This window comes from Cellulomonas cellasea (assembly GCF_006538745.1).
Classification (GTDB): Bacteria; Actinomycetota; Actinomycetes; order Actinomycetales; family Cellulomonadaceae; genus Cellulomonas_A; species Cellulomonas_A cellasea.
Genome location: NZ_BJLR01000009.1, coordinates 126,860 through 147,276 on the forward strand (window position 1 = coordinate 126,860; position 20,417 = coordinate 147,276).

Consider the following 20,417-nt stretch of genomic DNA (forward strand, 5'->3'; position numbering starts at 1 on the left):
GCCGACGCGCCGGCGTCGCCGGACACGGCCGCTCGACGGCGCCGTCAGCTGCCGTCGCCGGACACCGTCCTCAGAGACCGCCGCCGGGCACCGTCGTCGGACCCCGCCGCCGGACGCCGTCCGTGCTGCTGCGAGCAGCCGCACGGACGCCACCCTCGAGCACCGCCGACGCTAGCGGGCGCCACCCACACGCAGCCGGCGCCCCCGCCCGGCCGGCCCCCCGCGCGCCGGCGCGAGACCGGCCGCGCGCCCCGCCGCCGTCACCACCGGTGCGCGACGTCCACGACGATCCTCGTCCCCGCGCCGGGCCCGGCGAGCTCGAACACCCGGAACGGCAGCCGGGCGCGGACGCCGATCCCGATGTCGGTGTTCCCCTCGAACGTGCCGGCCGAGACGACCTGGCGGAACGTCCGGTACCCGCTGACGTCCCGGAGCTCCGAGGGGTCGGCCGGGGCGTACGTCAGGTTGTAGTCGTCGTCGTAGGACGGGTTCCCGACCGTGATCTGGAGCGACGCGCCGCCGCGCGTCGGTACGACGTTCCCGGAGCCGTCGGCCCGGACCTCGTCGACGTACTCGACGTGGTACCCGCCGCTCGCGCCGTCGAGGTCGACGACGAGCCGGTCGAAGCAGGCGTGCCGGCCGGTCCGGACGTCGACGACGTGCGCGGGCGCCAGCGAGAGCGTGGACTTCGTGAGCGAGCCCCAGCGGATGCCGCAGTAGGGCGCGGCCCCGGCAGGCGACGCCGGGACCAGCAGGAACGAGCCGACCAGCAGCAGGATCGCGAGCACGGATGTCCGCCTCATCGCACGACCTCCCCGTCGTACGGGCACCGGGACGATGCCCGTGAGCAATTCAGGATAGACCCGGCCGAACCGGACAGCGCCGACGGCCCGGGCGAGGTTTCCGCGACCGTCACACGGATGGCCTAGGGTCGTCGCGCCGGGCTGTGGCGAGGGGAGCGCCGCGCCGGCCGCACGACCGATCCGCACGACCGACCTGACCGACAGGGAGCCCGTGAGCGCGTCGAAGACCCTGACCCCCCACCCGCGTCCGGCGCCCGGCGGCACCGGCTCCGACCCGTCCGCCCGGACCGCCGGCCCGACGCCGGACCCGGGCCGGGCGTCCGGCCCCGGCTCGCTGCCCGCGGGCCGGGCGTCCGCCGCGCGCACCGGCTCCCGGCCCACCGGGGAGGACGCCTCCGCGTCCGCCCAGGACGCGCCGGGCACGTCGTTCCTGCGCGAGCGCCCCGCGCTGCACGCCGAGGTGTGGGTCTTCGACCGGTCCCTGACGCACGTCGTGCTCGTCGAGCACCCGTGGCGCGGGCTCGTCCCGCCCGGCGGCGCCGTGGAGCCCGGCGAGACCCCACGCGATGCGGCGCTGCGCTCGGTCGTCGAGCTCACGGACCTCGAGCCGACGCTGCTCGACGCCCCGGCCGCGGCGACGACCCGTGCGTACCGGTCCGGGTGGGCGCCGACGCTGTGCCTCGCGTTCGCCGCGGTCCTCGGTGGGCGCCCCGAGCTCACGAGCACGTCGGGCCACGCCGCGGTGTGGCACCCGCTCACGCCGCTGTGGTCGTCGTGGTTCCCCGGGGACGCGCAGCGGATCCGCACGTTCGCCCGCTCGCTGCGCGGCTGACCCCAGGTCGGGGGCGCCGCGAGATCCGGTGCGCCGGGCTGTCGATCCGGCGGGGGCTCGCGCGTCATGCTGGTGACGGGTGCCCTCCGAGCACCCGCGGACGCGAGGAGACCGATCATGGCTCAGGAGTACGTGGTCCTGCTGCACGGCGACGAGCGGGTGTGGGCGGAGGCCGAGGAGGCCGCCCGGGCCACCGCGTACGCCGCGCACGGCCGGTTCGTGGAGCAGTGCGAGGAGCGGGGGCACACCATCACGGGCGGCGCCGAGCTGGCGCCGGCGGGGACGTCGCTGCTCGTGCGGGTCCCCGAGGTCGGCGGCGCCCCGGTCGTGACCGACGGCCCGTTCCTGGAGACCGTCGAGCAGCTCGGCGGGTACTACCAGGTCCGGACCGACGACGTGCACGACCTCGCGCGGCTCGTCGCCGGGCTGCTGCTCGGCCCCGAGGACGGCACGGTCGAGATCCGTCCCGTCGTCACCGAGGGCGAGACCGAGGCGGCCGGCGCCGACGTCGCCGCGCGCGCGACGGCGGACGCATGAGGTTCCTCGTCCTGCTCTACGAGGACGAGCGGGCCTGGGCGGGCCTCGACGCGGACGGGCGTGCCGAGGTGTTCCGGCAGCACGACGCGTTCTCCGCGGCGGTCGCCGCGCACGGCTGCACGATCGCCGGGGGCGAGGGGCTCGCGTCGGTCGACGCCGCGACGACGATCCGGCGGCACGGCGACGACGTGACCGTGACGGACGGCCCGTTCGCGGAGACCGCCGAGCAGCTCGGCGGCTTCTACCTGGTCGACGCGCCGGACCTCGACGTGGTGAGCGAGCTCGTGCGGCTGCTCCCCGAGTACACGATCGAGATCCGCCCGACGATCGAGGTGTGACGTCCGGTGGCGCCCCGGTGACCGGCGGACCCCGGGCCGGGCGTGCGGCGTCGGCGGCGGGGAGCCGTCCGACGCCGCACGCCGCGGGCGCCGGCACGCCGGTCCCCGTCACGCCCGACGCCGTCGCCGACGACGTCGCGGACGCCGTCGAGCGTGCCTGGCGGGAGCACTGGTCGCCCGTGCTCGGGCTGCTCATCGGCCAGTTCGGCCGCCCCGACCTCGCGGAGGACGGGCTCGCCGACGCGTTCGTCGCGGCCGCGCGGCGGTGGCCGGAGGACGGCGTCCCGTCCTCCCCCGGCGCGTGGCTGCTCACGGCGGGCCGGCGGCGCGTGCTCGACCGGCTGCGCGCCGAGGCGGTGCACCGGCGCAAGGAGCCGCTGATGGTGGTCGACGAGCGCACCCGCGCGCTCGCCGCCGAGACGACCGACCCGGGGGCGCACGTGAGCGACGACCGCCTGCGGCTCGTGTTCGCGTGCTGCCACCCGGCGCTGGCCCCCGAGGCCCGCATCGCGCTCACGCTGCGCTTCGTCGCCGGGCTCGCGACGCCGGAGATCGCCCGCCTGCTGCTCGTGCAGGAGTCGACGATGGCGGCGCGGCTCACGCGCGCGAAGAAGCGGCTCGCCGCGTCGGGCATACCGTTCGCGACGCCCCCGCCCGAGCGGCTCGACGAGCGCCTCGACGTCGTCGCGACCGTGCTCTACCTCGTGTTCACGGCCGCGTACCACCCGACGGACGAGCCGGACCCGCTGCGCACCGCGCTGGGTGACGAGGCCATCCGGCTCGTGCGCGTGCTCGACGCGCTCCTCCCCGGACGCCCGGTCGTCCGTGCGCTGCTCGCGCTCCTGCTGCTCCAGCACTCGCGCCGCGACGCCCGGCTCGACGACGCGGGCGCGCTCGTCCTGCTCCCCGACCAGGACCGGGGCCGGTGGCACGCCGACGAGATCGCCGAGGGCGTCGCGGTGCTGCGGAGCGTCCTGCCCGGCGCCGGGCAGGCCGAGGAGTACCGCCTCCAGGCGCTCGTCGCCGCCGAGCACGCGACGGCGCCGACCCCGGACGCGACCCGGTGGGACGTCGTGGCGGACCTGTATGCCGAGCTCGAGGCCCTCACCGGGTCGCCCGTCGTCCGTCTCGCGCGCGCGGTCGCCGTCGCCGAGGCCGCCGGTCCCGAGGCCGGGCTCGCGCTGCTCGACGGGCTCGACGCCGCTCTGCCGACGCACCACCGCGTCCCCTCCGTGCGCGGCGAGCTCCTCGCGCGGGCCGGCCGGCCGGCCGAGGCCGCCGCGTCGTTCCGCGCGGCGCTCGCGCTCGTGCACAACCCGGTCGAGCGCCGTCACCTCGAAGGACGGCTCGCCGCGACCGGCCCGTGACCCGCCGCCGCCCGCCCGCCGGTGGCCGCGCGCCGGGTAGCAGCGCGGCCGTGCGGCCACCGGACGCGCGGGAGGTGCTGCCCCGCCGGCCGCCCCGACGGGCAGCCGTTCCCCGACCGTCCGCAATTGCGTGGACCCCGGCGAACCGCCGGTGGTTCCCTGGCGGCATGAGCGACTGGAGCATCCGCGAGGTCCCCGTCCCGGCTTCCCTCGACGCACCGGAGGCGTGGCTGCTCCACGGGTCGATCGAGGCCGATCACGAGTCGGTGCGCGACGCGTGGAGCAACCTCGACCACGCGCAGAGCCCGCACGAGATCCTCACGGCGATGCGTCACCAGCAGTACGTGCGCCGCGTGCGCCTCGTCGCGGTGACCGGGGACGACACCGATCCGGGCGACCCTGCGCGCGTCCTCGGCACCGCGATCCTCCTCCTGCCGCTCGCCGACAACCTCCATCTCGGCATCTTCTTCGTGTCGGTGCGGCCCGGCTCCCGCGGCCGGGGGATCGGCTCGGCGCTGTACGACGCGGTCGTCGAGGTCGCCACCGCCGCGGGCCGCACGACGCTCCAGACGTCGACGGACCAGCGGTCCGAGCCGGACGAGGGCCCGGGCACGCTCGCGCCCTCGACCGGCACCGGCCGGGTGCGCGCCGACGACGCGGGGGTCCGGTTCGCGGTCGCCCACGGGTTCGCGCTCGAGCAGGTCGCCCGCTACTCGGTGCTCGACGTGCCGGTCGACCCGGCCTTCCTCGCGGAGCACCGGGCCGCGGCGCAGGCGGTGGCCGGCGACGAGTACCGCATCGTCACGTGGGGCAACCACTGCCCCGACGAGTGGGTCGACGAGTTCGCCGTCCTCAACACGCGCATGAGCACCGACGCCCCGGCGGGCGGGCTCGACCTCGAGGAGGACGCGTGGGACGCCGAGCGCATCCGCGTCTACGAGCAGGACTTCGCCGAGCGCGGCATGGAGTTCCGCGTCACCGCCGCCGAGCACGTGCCGACGCACACGCTCGCCGCGTACACCTCGTTCGGCTCGCCGGCCTGGAACCGGGAGTACGTCCACCAGGAGGACACCCTCGTGCTCAAGGAGCACCGCGGGCGACGCCTCGGGATGCTCGTCAAGACCGCGAACCTCGAGCGTCTCGCCGTGGAGCAGCCGGAGGCACGGCGCATCGGCACGTGGAACGCCGAGGAGAACTCGTTCATGCTCTCGATCAACGTCACGCTCGGGTTCCGCCCGGCCGGCGGCTCGGGCGAGTGGCAGACGAAGCTCGGCTGACCCGACGTCGGCGGACGTGCACGAACGGCGCTCAGGCCCGGCGCGCGCCCCACCACGTGGACCAGCGCCGCTCGACCTCCGCGACGAGCGCGTCGTCGGCCCCGTACAGCGACAGCGTCGCCGTGACGAGCCCGTGCGGCGGGCGGCTCGCGGCGGGCGTCTCCTCGATCACGAGCAGCGCCTCGGTGAGCCCGTGGAGCTGGATGCCCACCTGGAACTCGGTGCGGTGCCACAGCGTCCCGCCGAGGGGCGAGCCGTCCGGCCGCCGCGCCTCGACGTGACCGCCGAGCGGGATCCCGCGCACCCCGTGCAGCCCGGCGCGGTCGAGCAGACGGTCCTGTGGGCCGCCCGCGTCGAGCTCCTCGGCGCGCAGCGTGCGGCGTTCCTGGCCGGGGTGCCGTTCGAGGGCGAAGCGGAGCTGCTGCGCGAACGCGATCCAGCCCTCGTCCATCTCGTCGCGCACGCCGTCGTACCGGTGCAGCCCGTCGTGCTGGCGCGCGATCGTCAGGTGGCTGCGCCCCTCGTCGACGGGCGTGACCGTGATGAGGTCGCCGTGCTTCCAGGTGAGGCTGCGCACCGGCTGGGCCGGCTCGTCGACCGCGCTCGTCTCGGCGGGACGCGCCTCGTCGACGAAGATCTGCCGGATCTCGGCGTCGAGCCCGTCGTAGTCCCAGCCGAACCAGCGGCGGATCTTCGCGGGCTCGCGCAGGTGCTCCCACACCACGGCCGCGTCGGCCTTGATGTCGATGGACACGATCTGGCGGTGCTCCAGGCGCATGGTCGTCATCACGCACTCCTCGTCGAGTCGGCGGGCTCCTCCGACCGTAGCGCGGGCCGCCCACCAGCGCACCGAGCCGTCGCCCGGGTGACGATCTCGCGCCGTCGAAGCCCGGCGCGCGCGACGCGTCCTGGATGCTGCGGCACCGGGCGCTCCTCGAGCGCGCCCTCCGCTGACTCGGCGGGGGCTCAGCTGGGGAGGACCGCGACCCCGTCGGGGTCCACCGCGAGCGCGAGCACCGTCCCCGGTGCGGCGGTCGAGCCCGCCGGTGCGAGCACCGTGACCCGGCCGAGGTCGGGCACATCCACGGCGTGCTCGGCGCGACCCCGCCGGAACGCCACCGCCGTGACCGTCCCGCGGTAGGCCGGGGTCGCCTCCGTCGGGTGCGACGACGAGCGCGCCCTCGACGAGCGCGGCCAGTCGCGGTGCTGAGCCCCCCGGACCCGTCGCCTCCCGTCCGGCCGACGCGAGCGCGGCCCGCAGCGGCGCGGCGGCCGGGTCGTCGAGCGCGACGAACGCCTCGTACCCGAGGAACTCCGCGACGCGCCGGCTCGCGGGACGGCGCCAGAGCTCGGCGGGCGGGGCGACCTGGAGCAGGCGGCCGGCGTCCATCACGGCGACGCGGTCCGCGACGGCGAAGGCCTCGTCGTGGTCGTGGGTGACGAGCAGCGCGGTCGTGCCCGTCGCGGTCAGCGCGGCGCGCAGGTCGTCGGCGAGGCGCTCGCGCAGCGCGCGGTCGAGGGCCGACAGCGGCTCGTCGAGCAGCAGCAGCCGGGGCCGCGGCGCGAGCGCACGGGCGAGCGCGACGCGCTGCTGCTCCCCGCCGGAGAGGGTCGCGACGGCGCGCCGCTCGTAGCCCGCGAGCCCGACGACCGCCAGCAGCTCGCGCACGCGGGCGTCCCGCTCGGCGCGGGGTTCGCGGGCCATCCGGAGCCCGAACTCGACGTTGCCGCCGACGTCGCGGTGCGGGAAGAGCTGGCCGTCCTGGAACATCAGCCCGAACCCGCGCCGGTGCACGGGCACACCCGCGAGGTCGGCGCCGTCCCACGTGACCGTCCCGGCGGCGGCCGGCTCGAGTCCCGCGACCGCGCGCAGCAGCGAGGACTTGCCGCAGCCCGACGGCCCGAGCAGCGCGACGACCTCGCCGGGCGCGATCCCGAGCGTCACGCGGTCGACGGCCACGGTCGCGCGGTCGCCCGCGCCGTAGCGCACGACGAGCCCGTCGACCCGCAGGCCCCCGGCACCCGGCCCGCCGCTCACAGCTCTCCCCCCCGGACCGACCCGCGCAGCCGCTCCGCGAGCGCCATGATCCCCGCGGTCAGCAGCGCGAGCAGCACCGACGCCGCGAGCGCCATGCCGTAGTTCTGCTCCCCGGGCCGCCCGATGAGCCGGTAGACGACGACGGGCAGCGTCGGACGGTCCGGCCGGGCGAGGAACGACGTCGCCCCGAACTCCCCGAGCGACACGGCGAACGCGAACCCGACCGCGAGCCCGAGCGCCCGCGCGGCGATGGGCAGGTCGACGGCGCGCAGGACCCGGCCCGGCCCGGCGCCGAGCGTCGCGGCGGCCTCGCGCAGCCGCGGGTCGATCGCGCGCAGCACGGGCAGCACGGTGCGGACCACGAGCGGCACGGCGACGACGGCCTGCGCGATCGGCACGAGCAGCCCGCTCGTGCGCAGGTCGACGGGCAGCCCGAGCGGGCGGTCGAGCGTGAGCAGGAAGCCGAAGCCGACCGTCACGGCGGAGACCCCGAGCGGCAGCATGAACAGCGCGTCGAGCACCGAGACGGTCCGCCGGGCGGTGCGGGCGCGCGGGCGGCGGGAGACGACGAGCGCGACGAGCCCGCCGACGACGAGCGCGATCACCGTCGCGTCGGTCGCGGTGCGCAGGGAGGTCAGCGCCGCGTCCCACACGGTGACGCTGAGCGCGCTCCCCCCACCCGCTCCCCCGCCGGTCGTGCCGAGCGCCACGTAGTTCCCGAACCCCCAGCCGGTGGGCGTGCGCAGCGAGCGCACGACGAGGGTCACGAGCGGCAGCGCGAGCCCCACGAGCACGAGCGCGGTGACGGCGGCGGCCGCGGTGTCGACGCCGTGCCCGCGCCCGAGCCGCAGGGGGTGAGCCGCACCGGCGGTCGCGGTCAGGTGCAGCGCGCGCTCCTGCCGCCGGCGGGCCCGGGCGGCGAGCGTCAGCGCACCCGCGACGACGACGAGCTGGACGACGGACAGCACCGACGCGGCTCGCAGGTCGAGGAACTGCGTCGTCTGCACCCAGATCTCGGTCTCGATGGTCCCGTAGCGCAGGCCGCCGAGCACGAGGACCGTCCCGAACGCCGTCGAGCAGAACAGGAACACGAGCGACGCGGCGGAGGCGATCGCGGGCCCGAGCGCGGGCAGCGTCACCTCGACGAACGCCCGCACCGGCGAGGCGCCGAGCGCCCGGGCGGCCTGCTCGGCGCGCGGGTCGAGGTGCTCCCACAGCCCGCCGACGGTCCGCACGACCACGGTGTAGTTGAAGAACACGAGCGCCGCGACGATCGCCGCGAACGTGCCGTCGAGGTGCAGCGCCCCGAGCGGCCCGCCCTCGGCGAGCACCGCGCGGAACGCGACGCCGACGACGACGGTCGGCAGCACGAACGGCACGCTGACGAACGCCCGCAGCGCCCCGCGCCCGGGGAACCGGCACCGGAACAGCACGTACGCGCCGGGGATCCCGAGCAGAACCGCGAGAGCGGTCGCGACGCCGGCCTGCGCGAGCGTGAGCCCGAGGATCCGCCAGGTCCGCGGGCGGGAGAACACGTCGGCGAACCCGCCGAGGTCGAGCGCGCCGTCGGCCACGAACCCGCGCGCCACGAGCGTCGCGACGGGCCACACGAAGAACAGCGCGAGGAACGCGAGCGGCAGCCCGGCCGCGAGCACCCACAGCGCCGCGGACCCGGCGGGCAGCCGGCTCCGTCGGGTGCGGGGGTGGTCGCGGCCGGGGTGGAGCATCAGCCGATCACGACGTCCGTCCACCCGGCGATCCACGTCTCGCGGTTCGCCTCGATGTCCTTCGGGTGGATCGGCGCCGGGTCGGTCGCGAGCGGCGCCCACCGCTCCCACTCGGCGGGCAGGTCGACCGCGGAGCTCACCGGGTACATGTACATCGACCCGGGGATGTCGGCCTGGACGGCGTCGGAGAGCAGGAAGTCGAGCAGCCGCTGCGCGCCCTCGACGTTCTCGGCGCCCGCGAGCACGCCGGCGTACTCGACCTGGCGCATGCACGTCTCGAGCAGCGCGCCGGTGGTCGGCTCGTCGGTGCCCTCGGGGACGGTCGACGGCGGCGAGGACGCGTAGGACAGGACGATCGGGCGCGGGCCGTTGCCGTCGGCTCCGGAGAAGTCCGTGTAGTAGGCGTCCGACCAGCCCTCGGCGACCTTGACGCCGTTGGCCCGCAGCTTCGCCCAGTAGTCCTGGTACTGCACCTCGCCCTTCTGGGCGATCGTCGCGATGAGGAACGACAGCCCGGGCGAGGACGTCGCCGGGTTCGTCACGACGAGCAGGTCCTTGTACTCCGGCTTGGTCAGGTCGTCGAGGGTCACGGGCTCGGGGACGCCGCGCTCGGCGAACCAGGCGTGGTCGACGTTGAGGCACACGTCACCGAAGTCGACCGCGGTGAGCAGCCCCTCGTCGTCGCCCGGGACGGCGTGCTGGGCGGCGTCGACCGCCGCGGGCGCCTGCGAGGTGTACGGGAGCAGCACGCCCTCGTCGATCGCGCGCGACGCGAACGTCGTGTCGATGCCGTAGGCGAGGTCGCCGAGCGGGTTCTCCTTGGTCAGCACGAGCTGGTTGACGAGCGCGCCGCCGTCGCCGGGGGCGACCTGCTTCACGGTCAGCCCGGTCTCCTCCTCGAACTGCGCGAGGATGCCGTCGCTCAGCGCGAACGAGTCGTGCGTGACGAGCGTGACGGTCCCATCGGAGGCGCCGGTCGCGTCACCGGTGGCGTCGTCGGGCCCGTCGTCCGCACCGATCGCCGAGCAGCCGGCGAGTGCGAGGACGGTGAGCGCTCCAGCGGCGAGCCGGGTGCGCGGGGTGGTGCGTGCCATGCGTGGTGCTCCTCCTCATGGGATGCAGGAGGGGGTCGTCGCCGGGCCGGCGCGGTCCGGCTGCCCGGGGGCGGCCGTGCGGCACGGCGACGGCGAGGACTGAGAAGCCCGACTCCCTACGCCGGTGCGAGCCGGATCAGGTTCGAGGGTCTGCGGCGGACCGCACTCTCAGCGCCGGGACCCGGGCCGCCCGGGGGCCGGTGGTGGCCGGTCACGGGCGGGTGGGCCGAGGCGCTCCCCTGTCGTTCAGCGCGACCCTAACACCCAGCTGCACGGCCACCACGGTGACCGCGAGGGACACCGGGAACCCGAGCCAGCTCCAGGCCGCGGGCACGTGCTCACCGGCCACGACGACGCCCGAGACCGTGGCGGCGACGACGAGGACGGCGGCCACCGCGGCGGGGTCGACGGCGCGCAGGTGGCCCCCGCGCCGCCGGGCCCGCGCGGCGCGCACGACCCGCAGCCCGGCGGCTCCCGCGGCCACGGCGGCGAGGAGCGCGGCGGTCGCGAGCCCGTCCGGGAGCGCCTCGTCGGCGAGGTGACGCACGTCCTCCTCGAGCATCGCGCGGGTCGGGTCGTCGGGGTCGTGCAGCACGACCATCGTCGCGGGGTCCTCGTCGGCCCGCTCCGTCCCGGAGCCGACGGCGTTCGCGACGACGGTCTCGCCGCCCGCCTCGAACGTGACGGCGAGCCGGCCGCCCGGCTCCTCGGCGGGCCGCACGGTGACCCGCTGGACCTGGGCGCGCACGCCGGTCGCGGCCAGCTCACGGGCGACGTCCCGCGGAGCGAGGTCGCCGGCCGTGAGGGCGAGCGCGCCGATGCACAGCCCGAGCGCGGCGAGCCCGACGGTCGCGACCGCACGGTCCCACCACGCGGTGCGCCGCTCGGCGCGGGAGGGCGGCCGCCGGTCGACGTCGTCGGGGCGTTCCGGCTCGTCGGGCCAGTCGAGGGGACGGTGCGCGTCGGGCGCGCCACGTGTGTCGCGCGCTGCGGGGGCGTCGGACGCGCCGTGCGGGTCGCGCGCGCCGGGGGTGTCGGGCGAGACGTGCGCGTCGGGCGCGTGCGGACCGCCGTCCAGGGCGGGCGGGGCGGGCCGGGTGGTCACGCGTCACGTTGTACCGCACGCCGGAGGCCCGGCGGCCGCCGTGTGGGCGAGGTCACCCGGCGCACCGCGGGCGGCCCGGTCGACTTCACCCAGGTCGCCGCCTCGACGAGAGTCGGACGCCCCGACCCGTTGACGCCACGCATTCGTCAGCCGTAACTTACCGTTCGTGACGACTTACGGAGGCGTGCTCGACGCCCTCGCCGATCCCACGCGGCGCAGCGTCTTCGAGCTCGTGGCCGAGCGGCCGCACGCCGTCGGCGAGCTCGCCGCCCGCCTGCCCGTGAGCCGACCCGCCGTCTCGCAGCACCTGCGCGTGCTCAAGGACGCGGGCCTCGTCACCGACACCGCTGTCGGCACCCAGCGCGTGTACCGGCTGGACGCCCGCGGCCTCGCGACGCTGCGCGCCTACCTGGACCGGTTCTGGGACGACTCGCTCGCCGCCTTCGCCCGTGCCGTCGAGCACGACCCCGCCGCACCGCAGGAGAGCCCATGAGCACCGAGGAGCAGGTCAGCAGCACCACGACCACCGTCGACCCCATCGTCCGCACCCTGACCGTCGCCGCCCCGCCCGAGCGCGCGTTCGACGTCTTCACCGCAGGGATGGCGCGCTGGTGGAGGGCCGACTACCACCTGGGCGAGCAGCCGCTCGTCGACGTCGTCGTCGAGCCGCGCGCGGGCGGCCGCTGGTTCGAGCGCGACGCCGCCGGCACCGAGTGCGAGTGGGGGCACGTGATCGCCTGGGAGCCGCCCGGACGCGTCGTCCTGGCCTGGCAGGTCGGGGCCGACTGGGCATTCGACGCCGCGCTCGTCACCGAGATCGAGGTCCGGTTCACGCCGGAGAGCGGGCCCGACGGCGCCCCGGCGACGCGGGTCGACTTCGAGCACCGCGGCCTCGAGGCCTACGGGGAGCGGGCGACGGAGATGCGCGCGTCGCTCGGGGCGCCCGACGGCTGGAGCGGGCTGCTCGACGGCTTCGCGACCGGGATCGCGGGCTGACCGGGCCGGGCGCCGGCGCCCGCGACCGCCGGAGGTCGCCCTCGACACCCGCAGGTGCCCGGGTCGGCCGAGGTCGCCGCGCCCGCGAGTCGCCGCGCCCGAGGTGCCCGCCGGCCGGGCGAGCAGGGCCGCCCCGCGCCGGACCGGACGCACGTCGGCCCGGGACCCCGTTGTGCGCGGGGTCCCGGGCCGGCGCGGGCCGTCGCGGGTCAGGCCGCGCCGAACCCCACGGTCGCGTGCAGCTCGCGCGTGTGGCCGACGGCCCGCTCGGCGCCCGTGAGCGTCACGGTCGCGGTCAGGCGGGTGTCGGCGCTCGACGCACCGAGCCGGACCTCGAGCTCGCCGGGCTCGACGACCCGGCGCCCGTCCCGCCCGGTGTAGGCGGCGACGTCGGCGGGGACCCGCACGTGCACGCGCGTCTCCTCGCCCGCGGCGAGCACCACGCGCCCGTACCCGACGAGGCGCTGGACCGGGCGCACGACCGTGGCGACAGGGTCGTGGAGGTAGACCTGGACGACCTCCGTGCCCGTGCGCCCGCCCTCGTTGCGCAGCGTGAACGCCAGCGTCGCGGCGCCGTCGGTCGGGACGTCGGGGCAGTCGAGCTCGACCTCCGACCACGCGAACGACGTGTACGTCAGGCCGTGCCCGAACGCGAACGCCGCGGTCGGGTCGAGGTTCGAGACCCCGTTCTGGCGCCCGAGCGGCGGCGCGAGGTACGTCGTCGGCTGCAGGTGCTCCGAGCGCGGGACGCTCAGCGGGAGCCGGCCCTGCGGCTCGACGGCGCCGGAGATCACGCGCGCGATCGCGGGCGTGCCCTCCTCGCCGGCGAAGAACGCCTGCACGATGCCGGCGGCGGAGCCGGTCGCCGCGCCGAGCGCGTACGGGCGGCCCGAGAGAACCACCACGACGACCGGGGTGCCGGTCGCGAGCAGCGCGTCGACGAGGTCCTGCTGCACGCCGGGCAGCCGCAGCGTCTCGGCGTCGCAGCCCTCGCCGCTCGTGCCGCGCCCGAACAGCCCGGCGCGGTCCCCGACCGCCACGACGACGACGTCGGAGCCCGTCGCGAGCGCGACCGCCTCGTCGAAGCCGGACGCGTCATCGGTGTCGATGTCGCAGCCGCGCGCGACCGACACCTCGGCGCCCGTGAGCTCGGCGCGCAGCGACTCCGCGAGGGTCGGCAGCGCGATGCCGTGCGGGAGCTCGGGGTGGTGCGTGCCGACGTGCGCCGGGAACGAGTAGCAGCCGAGCACCGCCATCGGGTCCTCGGCGGTGGGGCCGACGACGGCGACCTTACGCACGTCCGGACGGAGCGGCAGCGTGCCGTCGTTGCGGAGCAGCACGACCGCCTCCTCGGCGAGCGTGCGCGCGATCTCCCGGTTGCCCTCGGGGTCGAGGTCGACGGTGCCGCGCAGCGCCTCGGTGTCGGTCAGGTCGCGCCCGCGCAGCACCTCGGGGACCGGGTCCCAGTCGGCGTCGAGCAGCCCGAGCTCGACCTTCTGCGCGAGGACGCGGCGCAGCGCCCGGTCCACGAGCGCCTCGTCGACCTCGCCCTTCTCGAGCGCCGTGAGCAGCGGCTCGCCGAACGTCTTGACGGTCGGGAGCTCGACGTCGACGCCGGCCTCGAGCGCGAGCGCCGCGGAGTGCGCCCAGGTGCCCGCGACGCCGTGCAGCAGCTTGAGGAACGCGATGCCGAAGTAGTCGGCGACGACGGTGCCGGTGAAGCCCCAGGCGTCGCGCAGCAGCGCGGTCAGGAGCTCGGGGTCGGCGTGCGAGGCGAGGCCGTCGGTGTCGGTGTACGCGGCCATCACCGAGCGGACGCCGCCCTCGCGGACGGCCATCTCGAACGGCGGCAGCACGACGTCGGCGCGCTCGCGGGCACCCATCGAGACGGGCGCGTGGTTGCGGCCGGCGCGCGACGCGGAGTACCCCGCGAAGTGCTTGAGCGTCGCGACGATCCCGGCGCGCTCGAGTCCCTGCACGTACGCGGTGGTGATCGTGCCCACGAGGTACGGGTCCTCGCCGACGGTCTCCTCGACGCGGCCCCAGCGCGCGTCGCGGACGACGTCGAGCACGGGCGCGAGCCCCTGGTGGATGCCGACCGAGCGCATGTCGCGCCCGATCGCGTCGGCCATGCGGCGCACGAGGTCGGGGTCGAACGTCGCGCCCCACGAGACGGGCACGGGGTACGCCGTCGCGCCCCACGCGGCGAAGCCCGCGAGGCACTCCTCGTGCGCGACGGCGGGGATGCCGAAGCGGTTCGACGTGCGGATCCGCTCCTGGGTGCGCAGCAGCGACAGGGCCCCGAGCGCGGGGTCGACCGGCGCCGTGCCGAACGGCCGCGTGAGCTGGCCGAGCCCGTCCGGCAGGAGCGCGTCGAGGTCGACGCCCTCCTCCATGTCGTGCTGGTGCGGGGCGACCTCACCGCCCTCCGCGGACGCGCCGACCCACACGCCGACCAGCTGGGCGACCTTCTCGCGGGGCGTCATCGCGCGGACGAGCGCCTCGACGCGGTCCTCGGTGGGGACCGACGCGTCGGCCCACACGGGCACGGCCGCGTCCGTGGGTGTGGCCGGGGACGTGCGGGTCCCGCTCTCGTGCTTCGTGTGCATGACGCTACTTTCCGCCGGTGCGCGGGGCCTGTGCCCGGGCGCGACCGACCCCTGCGGAGCGAGCGGACTCGTGAGGTCCGACAGTACGACGCGGGAGCGTCGAACCGCTTCCGCATCACAGGGGAAGCAGCGGGAGATGCCCGGCGTCGGCCGTCGAACGTTTCGAGACTCGCGCCGAAACTTGCCAGACCTCCCGGAGCGTAGTCAGCGCCGCGGAACAGCGTCAAGGACGCGTCCGCGCTCGAAAGTTCCCGCTCCCGTGCTGTCCGGGCCGCTACCCTGGGGCGCATGACCATCGACGCCCGGGCCGACCGCGTGACCCTGGCGGCCGTCGCGGCCGAGGCCCGCGTCTCCATCTCCACCGTCTCGAAGGTCCTCAACGGCCGCGCCGACGTCTCCGAGGCCACGCGCGAGCGCGTCGAGGGCCTGCTCGGACGGCACGGCTACCGGCGCCGGACCAGCCCGTCGAGCGCCGCGCCGCTCATCGAGCTCGTCTTCCACGAGCTCGACACCATCTGGGCGATGGAGCTCATCCGCGGCGTCGAGGACGTCGCGCGCGAGGCCTCCGCGAGCGTCGTGCTCACCGAGAGCGGCACGCGCCACGCCCCCGGCCCCGAGTGGCTCGAGGGCGTGCTGCAGCGCCGCCCGCTCGGCGTCGTGCTCGTGTTCTCCTCGCTGCCCGCGGGCGTCAAGGACCAGCTCCGCTCGCGCGCGATCCCCTTCGCCGTCGTCGACCCGGCCGGCGACCCGGACCCCGACGTCCCCTCGGTCGGCTCCGCCAACTGGTCCGGCGGCCTCGCCGCGACGCGCCACCTGCTCGAGCTGGGCCACCGCCGCATCGCGATGATCACCGGGCCCGAGGACATGATGTGCTCCCTCGCCCGCCTCGACGGCTACCGCTCCGCGATGAGCAACGCCGGCCACGGCGTCGACCCGACGCTCGTCCGCTTCGGCGACTTCCACGTCCAGGGCGGCCACGACATCGCGACCGAGCTCCTCGCGCTGCCCGCGGACCGGCGCCCGACCGCGATCTTCGCGGGCAGCGACCTGCAGGCGCTCGGCGTCCTCGAGGCCGCCCGGCGCCAGGGCCTGCGCGTCCCCGAGGACCTCTCGGTCGTCGGCTACGACGACGTCGCCGTCGCCCGCTGGTCGAGCCCGGCCCTCACGACCGTGCACCAGCCGCTGCGCAACATGGCGCAGGAGGCCGCGCGCCTCGTGCTGCGGGCCCGCGAGGGCGCCTCGGTCAGCACCCGCATGGACCTCGCGACGAGCCTCGTGGTGCGCAACAGCACCGCCCGGCTCGTCGAGCCCACCGAGGCCTGACCCGCCCGCGGCGAGCACGGCGCCGGGCGGACGCGACGACCGCCCGGGGTCCGCACGTCGCGCGTCTTCGCCGTTCCTCCGCACGACCGTCACGAACCGGACGCGCCCGCGGCTCCACAGCACGGCGTCGAGCCGCGTTCTAAGGGGGTACCGATCACCCGCTCCCCCAGGAGGAACCGTGAGCAACCCCACCACCACCCCCACCCCCCGCGACTCCCGCCCGCGCCGCCGCCGCCTCGTCACGGTCGGCGTCGTCGCCGCCGGGCTGTCCGTCGCCGGTGCCGGTGCCGCGATGGCCGTCGCGCCGACCTCGTCGGTCTCCCGGGCCGTCGCCGGCGCGCTCGCCGAGGCCGGGGTCGACTGGTCGTTCATGCCCGCGGGCTACACCCAGGCCCAGTACGAGGCGTTCTGGGGTGCGGGGCACACCGTCGAGGACGTCGAGGCGCTCAGCGCCCTGTGGGACCTCGACGTCACCGAGACCAAGGCCAAGGCCGGGCAGATGCTGCTCGACGGGCAGGCGCTCCCGCTCGAGGGTCCCCGGACGCCGGTCGACGTCGAGCTCGGCGAGCCCGTGACCGGGACCGACCCGGCCGAGGCGTTCTGGGCCGCCGGCTACACCTACGACGACGCCGTCGCGCTCAGCGAGCTCTGGTCCGTCGAGGTCTACGAGACCAAGGCCCGCGCGGGCCAGATGATCCTCGACGAGCAGGAGCTGCCGATCGCGCCGGGCAGCACGCCCGCGTCCTGACGTCACCGCCCGACCCGCGGCGGGGTGCCCTGCCACCGCACGACCCGGCACCCCGCCGCCGACCCCCGAGGAGACGAGCCCATGGACCAGCTGACGCTGCGGACCGGCTTCGAGATCGAGCTGCTGGCGCCCCCCGGCTCCGATCGGCAGGTGCTCGCCGACGAGATCGCCGCACGGTGCGGGGGCCGGGTGCGGCGCTCGTTCCACGGGGACAGCGAGCCGTCGGCCGTCCCGGGCGTCGGGGTGTTCCGGCACCTGTCGCCGGCGTTCGACGTGGTCGGCCCGCAGGGGGAGCCGGTCGCGCGCCTCGTCGACGACATCACGATCGAGGCCGACCTCGCGGGGGTGCGCGGGCTGCCCGGCCACCGGGGCTGGTACCGGGTGCTGTGCGACGACGCGCGGCTGCTGCGCCTCGTCGAGCGGCACGCCGACCCGGACGCGCCGCTGAGCTCGGTGCTCGACGGCGCGGCGGCGCTGTTCGGGGTCAGCGCCGACGTCTTCCCCGCCGCCGCACGCCTCAACGACGCGACGGGGGCGAGCGTCGCGGTCGTCCTCCCGCTGCCGCCCGGGCGCGAGCGTCCGTGCGAGGTCGTGACGCCGCCGCTCGTGGCCGGGCACGCCGAGGCGCTCGAACGGCTGCTCGTGCCCGCGCGCGAGCTCGGGTTCACCGTGCCGCACGAGGCCGCGGTGCACCTGCACGTCGACGGCGCCCCGTTCCGCCGGCCCGCGAGCTTCGCGAACGTCGTCCGGCTCTTCGGGCACTGGCGCGAGGTGCTGTGGGCCGCGCTGGGCACCAACCCCGCGTGCCGGCGGCTCGCGCCGCTCCCCGAGGCGCTCCTCGACCTCGTCGAGCTGCCCTGGGAGGATTCCGAGGGCCGCACCGGGTGGGCGCGCCTGCAGGCCGTGGCCCGGTCCGCCGGGCTCACCAAGTACGCCGACGTCAACCTCACCCAGCTCGTGAGCCCTCGCCCGCAGCGCGACACCCTGGAGGTGCGGATCCTGCCCGGAGACGTCGACGGGTACGCCGTGGTGCGTCGCGCCGCCCTCGTCGAGGCGCTGCTGACCCGCTGCCACGACCCCCGGCCGCTGCCCCGGCCCGACGCGGGCGCGGCGGCGGACCCGCGCGGCGCGCTCCTCGACCTCGCGGGGGTGCGGTCGTGACGGCGTGGACGCGGGTGTCCGGACCCGACAGCGCCGCCGTGCCCGTGCTCCGGCCGGTGCGCGGCCACCACGGGGAGCACGGCCCGCCCGTGCGCGCGCTCGGCGACGCCGCGCGGGACCGCCCGCGCGGCGGCGACCACGGGGGCGACGACGACCCTGCGGACGGCGCGGCCCTGGCGTCCGTCACGGCCCTGCCCGCCACCGCCGGGCGGGCGGGGACGACGGAGCGCCGGCTCGACGACGTCGTCCGCACCCACCTCCCGGGGCTCCTGCGGTACGCGACCGTGCTCACCGGCGACGGGCACACCGCCGCGGACCTCGTCCAGGAGGTGCTGCTGCGCGCGCACGTGCGCTGGGCCCGCATCGCGCTCATGGACCGGCCCGACCTGTACCTGCGCCGCATGGTCACCAACGAGCACCTGTCGTGGCGCCGCCGCTGGCACGTGCGCACCGTGCGGCCCGCGGACGACGAGGTCCTCGCCGCGCACACCGACCCGCAGCGCGACCACGCGCACCACGTCGTCGAGGACGACGCGATGTGGCGGCTGCTCGCGGGCCTCCCCCCGAGGCAGCGCACCGTCCTGGTGCTCCGCTACTACGAGGGCCTCGACGACGCCGAGATCGGCAGCGTCCTGGCCACCACCCCTGCGACCGTCCGCTCGCACGCCTCGCGCGCGCTGGCGACGCTGCGGCGCACCGACCTGACAACCTCACCGGAGACGTCATGAGCGACCACCCCCGAGCCCGCACGGACGGCTCCCCCGACAGCCCGCGCCGCCCCGCCGGCGCGCCCGGCCCCGGGTTCCCCGCCTCCGACGAGGAGGAGCTCGCCCGGCGGATCACCGAGGCGCTGCGGGCCCGCGCGGCGACCCACCCCGACCCGTCGGTCGTGGCCGCGCGCATCGAGGCACGCCTCGCCGACGCACCTGCGGGGCCGGCGGGCTCGTCGGTCAGCGCGCTCCGGCGGCGTGGCGGCCGGGCCGTCCTCGCGGGCGTCGTGGGGTCGACGATCGCCGTCGCCGGTGCCGGTGCGGCCGCCGCGTCGAACCCGTACTCCGAGGTCGCGCGCGCGGTCGAGAACGTGGCGCAGGCCGTCGGGGTCGACTGGTCCTTCATGCCCGCCGGCTACACGCGCGCGCAGTACGAGGCGTTCTGGGGCGCGGGGCACACCGTCGAGGACGTCGAGACGCTCAGCGCGCTGTGGGACCTCGACATCACCGAGACCAAGGCCAAGGCCGGGCAGCTGCTGCTCGACGGGCAGGCGCTCCCGCTCGGCGACGTCACGCGCACCCCCGTCGACCTCGGGCTCGGCGAGCCGGTGGTCGGCGACGACCCCGCCGAGGCGTTCTGGGCCGCCGGCTACACCTACGAGGACGCCGTCGCGCTCAGCGAGCTCTGGTCCACCGAGGTCTACGAGACCAAGGTCCGCGCGGGGCAGCTGATCCTCGACGGGGGCGAGCCGCCGATCGAGCCGGGCTCCGCCCCGACGCCGCCCGTGGCGCCCGACGCGGCACCCGGGGCGGATGTGCCCGACGCGGGGATGTCCGACGGCGCCTGGGCCGAGCTGCCCCCGGAGAAGCGAGGCGAGCCGCGCGACCGGTGAGCACGGGCGCCGACGTCCCCACCTGCGCCGACGCGTCCCCAGCGCAGGACGCGAGCACGCCACCGCGTTAGCCTGGCAGCCACCCCCAGCCGCTCCCAGGAGGACCTCCGTGGCCACCAAGAAGACGAAGTCGACCGTCGCGACGATCACCGGCGGCGCCACCGCGCTCGCCGCCACGTGGGTCGCGCACAAGGCGGTCGGCACGGCGTGGAAGGCGATCCTCGGGCACGAGCCGCCGGACGCCGAGGACGAGGGCGACGCGCGCTTCGTCGAGGTCGCGGTCGCCGCGGTCATCACCGGCGCCGTCGTCGCGCTCGTGCGGGTCCTCGCGACGCGCGGCACCGCCAAGTTCGCGAACCGTGTCGACGAGGGTCGTCTGTCGGTGCGCGGCTGAGCCGTGGCACGCTGTCGCCATGGCCGTCCTGAGTGAGCTCTTCGCCTCCGACCACGCCCGTGCCCTGGCGCACGCGACCGCGCTCGACGGCGGGTCCGACCCGCAGGACGCGCCCCGGCTCGAGCTGACCGAGATCTCGCCGCTCGACCTCGAGATCCTGGGCGAGATCGCGTGCGACGTCGTGCACTTCGGGACGGGCGACCTCGAGTGCCAGGAGGTCGACCTCGACTACGACAACCTCGTCGAGCTGCCGCCGTTCCTCGTCGAGGTGCTGCTCGAGCTCGCGACGCACGAGGACCCCGACGCGATCTCCGAGGTGGCCGAGCGGTGGGCGGCGTCCGAGGAGCTCGCGACCACACCGGAGAACGCGCTCTCGGTGCTCACCGACGTCCTGGCGCTGGTCAAGGTCGCGGACCGCGAGGACCTGAGCCTGTACCTCTGGACCGAGCCGCTGACCTGACGCGG

20 protein-coding genes are annotated in these 20,417 nt (G+C 76.5%); 14 read left to right on the forward strand and 6 right to left on the reverse strand.

Annotated elements, in window-relative coordinates; translation table 11 throughout:
• Positions 1-260: 260 nt before the first annotated feature.
• Positions 261-803 carry an AMIN-like domain-containing (lipo)protein gene (locus tag CCE01nite_RS03910; RefSeq protein WP_034635200.1) on the reverse strand — a complete coding sequence of 181 codons (543 nt, stop codon included), beginning with the start codon at positions 801-803 and terminating at the stop codon, positions 261-263.
• Positions 804-1,014: 211 nt separating this feature from the next.
• Between CCE01nite_RS03910 and CCE01nite_RS21710 the strand changes: the two genes are divergently transcribed.
• The 5 genes from CCE01nite_RS21710 (at position 1,015) to CCE01nite_RS03935 (ending at position 5,154) form a co-directional block, all read left to right on the forward strand.
• Positions 1,015-1,635 carry an NUDIX hydrolase gene (locus CCE01nite_RS21710; protein WP_211254614.1) on the forward strand — a complete coding sequence of 207 codons (621 nt, stop codon included), beginning with the start codon at positions 1,015-1,017 and terminating at the stop codon, positions 1,633-1,635.
• A 117-nt stretch (positions 1,636-1,752) separates the two neighbouring features.
• The gene (locus tag CCE01nite_RS03920; protein WP_052104500.1) at positions 1,753-2,172 is read left to right on the forward strand and encodes a YciI family protein; all 420 of its coding nucleotides are present in this window, start codon (positions 1,753-1,755) and stop codon (positions 2,170-2,172) included.
• On the forward strand, positions 2,169-2,510 hold the full coding sequence (locus CCE01nite_RS03925) for a YciI family protein (protein WP_034635199.1): 342 nt from the start codon (positions 2,169-2,171) through the stop codon (positions 2,508-2,510). Before CCE01nite_RS03920 ends, CCE01nite_RS03925 begins: the two co-directional genes overlap by 4 nt.
• Entirely contained in the window at positions 2,507-3,877 is a 1,371-nt protein-coding gene (locus CCE01nite_RS03930; RefSeq protein ID WP_371861010.1) for an RNA polymerase sigma factor, read from the forward strand. Before CCE01nite_RS03925 ends, CCE01nite_RS03930 begins: the two co-directional genes overlap by 4 nt.
• A gap of 167 nt (positions 3,878-4,044) precedes the next feature.
• Complete coding sequence (locus CCE01nite_RS03935) at positions 4,045-5,154, forward strand: GNAT family N-acetyltransferase (RefSeq protein ID WP_034635391.1); 1,110 nt, start codon at positions 4,045-4,047, stop codon at positions 5,152-5,154.
• A 31-nt stretch (positions 5,155-5,185) separates the two neighbouring features.
• Here CCE01nite_RS03935 and CCE01nite_RS22480 read toward each other — a convergent pair whose 3' ends face one another.
• The 4 genes from CCE01nite_RS22480 to CCE01nite_RS21185 all read right to left on the reverse strand — a co-directional run bounded on the left by CCE01nite_RS22480 (position 5,186) and on the right by CCE01nite_RS21185 (position 11,118).
• Positions 5,186-7,192 (reverse strand): ATP-binding cassette domain-containing protein, encoded by a 2,007-nt coding sequence (locus CCE01nite_RS22480; RefSeq protein ID WP_307722714.1) that lies wholly within the window; start codon positions 7,190-7,192, stop codon positions 5,186-5,188.
• Positions 7,189-8,919 (reverse strand): ABC transporter permease, encoded by a 1,731-nt coding sequence (locus tag CCE01nite_RS03950; RefSeq protein ID WP_052104517.1) that lies wholly within the window; start codon positions 8,917-8,919, stop codon positions 7,189-7,191. Before CCE01nite_RS03950 ends, CCE01nite_RS22480 begins: the two co-directional genes overlap by 4 nt.
• Entirely contained in the window at positions 8,919-10,013 is a 1,095-nt protein-coding gene (locus CCE01nite_RS03955) for a thiamine ABC transporter substrate-binding protein (RefSeq protein ID WP_034635388.1), read from the reverse strand. Before CCE01nite_RS03955 ends, CCE01nite_RS03950 begins: the two co-directional genes overlap by 1 nt.
• Positions 10,014-10,224: 211 nt before the next feature.
• A complete protein-coding gene (locus tag CCE01nite_RS21185) occupies positions 10,225-11,118 on the reverse strand; it encodes a hypothetical protein (protein ID WP_034635385.1) in 894 nt (297 codons plus the stop codon).
• Between the two features lie 166 nt (positions 11,119-11,284).
• Between CCE01nite_RS21185 and CCE01nite_RS03965 the strand changes: the two genes are divergently transcribed.
• Together CCE01nite_RS03965 and CCE01nite_RS03970 are read left to right on the forward strand one after the other, a co-directional pair.
• Entirely contained in the window at positions 11,285-11,611 is a 327-nt protein-coding gene (locus tag CCE01nite_RS03965; RefSeq protein WP_034635383.1) for an ArsR/SmtB family transcription factor, read from the forward strand.
• Positions 11,608-12,114 (forward strand): SRPBCC family protein, encoded by a 507-nt coding sequence (locus CCE01nite_RS03970; protein ID WP_084142997.1) that lies wholly within the window; start codon positions 11,608-11,610, stop codon positions 12,112-12,114. Before CCE01nite_RS03965 ends, CCE01nite_RS03970 begins: the two co-directional genes overlap by 4 nt.
• A 209-nt stretch (positions 12,115-12,323) precedes the next feature.
• On the opposite strand, the gene CCE01nite_RS03975 is transcribed toward CCE01nite_RS03970, so the two are convergent.
• A complete protein-coding gene (locus tag CCE01nite_RS03975; RefSeq protein ID WP_141371998.1) occupies positions 12,324-14,723 on the reverse strand; it encodes a beta-xylosidase/alpha-l-arabinosidase in 2,400 nt (799 codons plus the stop codon).
• Positions 14,724-15,011: 288 nt separating this feature from the next.
• Here CCE01nite_RS03975 and CCE01nite_RS03980 point away from each other — a divergent pair, with 288 nt between their 5' ends.
• From CCE01nite_RS03980 to CCE01nite_RS04010, 7 genes are all read left to right on the forward strand, one after another.
• Positions 15,012-16,046: a LacI family DNA-binding transcriptional regulator gene (locus CCE01nite_RS03980; RefSeq protein WP_141371999.1), complete on the forward strand. Its 1,035-nt coding sequence runs from the start codon at positions 15,012-15,014 to the stop codon at positions 16,044-16,046.
• 178 nt (positions 16,047-16,224) lie between these two features.
• Complete coding sequence (locus tag CCE01nite_RS03985) at positions 16,225-16,794, forward strand: hypothetical protein (RefSeq protein WP_141372000.1); 570 nt, start codon at positions 16,225-16,227, stop codon at positions 16,792-16,794.
• A gap of 81 nt (positions 16,795-16,875) precedes the next feature.
• Positions 16,876-17,955 (forward strand): amidoligase family protein, encoded by a 1,080-nt coding sequence (locus CCE01nite_RS03990; protein ID WP_141372001.1) that lies wholly within the window; start codon positions 16,876-16,878, stop codon positions 17,953-17,955.
• Complete coding sequence (locus tag CCE01nite_RS03995; RefSeq protein WP_246056311.1) at positions 17,952-18,683, forward strand: RNA polymerase sigma factor; 732 nt, start codon at positions 17,952-17,954, stop codon at positions 18,681-18,683. Before CCE01nite_RS03990 ends, CCE01nite_RS03995 begins: the two co-directional genes overlap by 4 nt.
• A complete protein-coding gene (locus CCE01nite_RS04000; RefSeq protein ID WP_034632100.1) occupies positions 18,680-19,558 on the forward strand; it encodes a hypothetical protein in 879 nt (292 codons plus the stop codon). Before CCE01nite_RS03995 ends, CCE01nite_RS04000 begins: the two co-directional genes overlap by 4 nt.
• A gap of 109 nt (positions 19,559-19,667) precedes the next feature.
• The gene (locus tag CCE01nite_RS21995; protein ID WP_034632096.1) at positions 19,668-19,952 is read left to right on the forward strand and encodes a DUF4235 domain-containing protein; all 285 of its coding nucleotides are present in this window, start codon (positions 19,668-19,670) and stop codon (positions 19,950-19,952) included.
• 19 nt (positions 19,953-19,971) lie between these two features.
• Positions 19,972-20,412, forward strand: a complete 441-nt coding sequence (locus tag CCE01nite_RS04010; protein ID WP_034632093.1) for a hypothetical protein — start codon at positions 19,972-19,974, stop codon at positions 20,410-20,412.
• The last annotated feature ends 5 nt before the right edge of the window (positions 20,413-20,417 follow it).

Excerpts from the sequence above, each read along its gene's own strand:
- CCE01nite_RS03910 (WP_034635200.1), bottom strand. The coding sequence starts at position 803 with ATGAGGCGGACATCCGTGCTCGCGATCCTGCTGCTGGTCGGCTCGTTC.
- CCE01nite_RS03920 (WP_052104500.1), top strand. The coding sequence starts at position 1,753 with ATGGCTCAGGAGTACGTGGTCCTGCTGCACGGCGACGAGCGGGTGTGG.
- CCE01nite_RS03925 (WP_034635199.1), top strand. The coding sequence starts at position 2,169 with ATGAGGTTCCTCGTCCTGCTCTACGAGGACGAGCGGGCCTGGGCGGGC.
- CCE01nite_RS03935 (WP_034635391.1), top strand. The coding sequence starts at position 4,045 with ATGAGCGACTGGAGCATCCGCGAGGTCCCCGTCCCGGCTTCCCTCGAC.
- CCE01nite_RS03950 (WP_052104517.1), bottom strand. The coding sequence starts at position 8,919 with ATGCTCCACCCCGGCCGCGACCACCCCCGCACCCGACGGAGCCGGCTG.
- CCE01nite_RS03955 (WP_034635388.1), bottom strand. The coding sequence starts at position 10,013 with ATGGCACGCACCACCCCGCGCACCCGGCTCGCCGCTGGAGCGCTCACC.
- CCE01nite_RS03970 (WP_084142997.1), top strand. The coding sequence starts at position 11,608 with ATGAGCACCGAGGAGCAGGTCAGCAGCACCACGACCACCGTCGACCCC.
- CCE01nite_RS03975 (WP_141371998.1), bottom strand. The coding sequence starts at position 14,723 with ATGCACACGAAGCACGAGAGCGGGACCCGCACGTCCCCGGCCACACCC.
- CCE01nite_RS03980 (WP_141371999.1), top strand. The coding sequence starts at position 15,012 with ATGACCATCGACGCCCGGGCCGACCGCGTGACCCTGGCGGCCGTCGCG.
- CCE01nite_RS03990 (WP_141372001.1), top strand. The coding sequence starts at position 16,876 with ATGGACCAGCTGACGCTGCGGACCGGCTTCGAGATCGAGCTGCTGGCG.
- CCE01nite_RS04000 (WP_034632100.1), top strand. The coding sequence starts at position 18,680 with ATGAGCGACCACCCCCGAGCCCGCACGGACGGCTCCCCCGACAGCCCG.
- CCE01nite_RS04010 (WP_034632093.1), top strand. The coding sequence starts at position 19,972 with ATGGCCGTCCTGAGTGAGCTCTTCGCCTCCGACCACGCCCGTGCCCTG.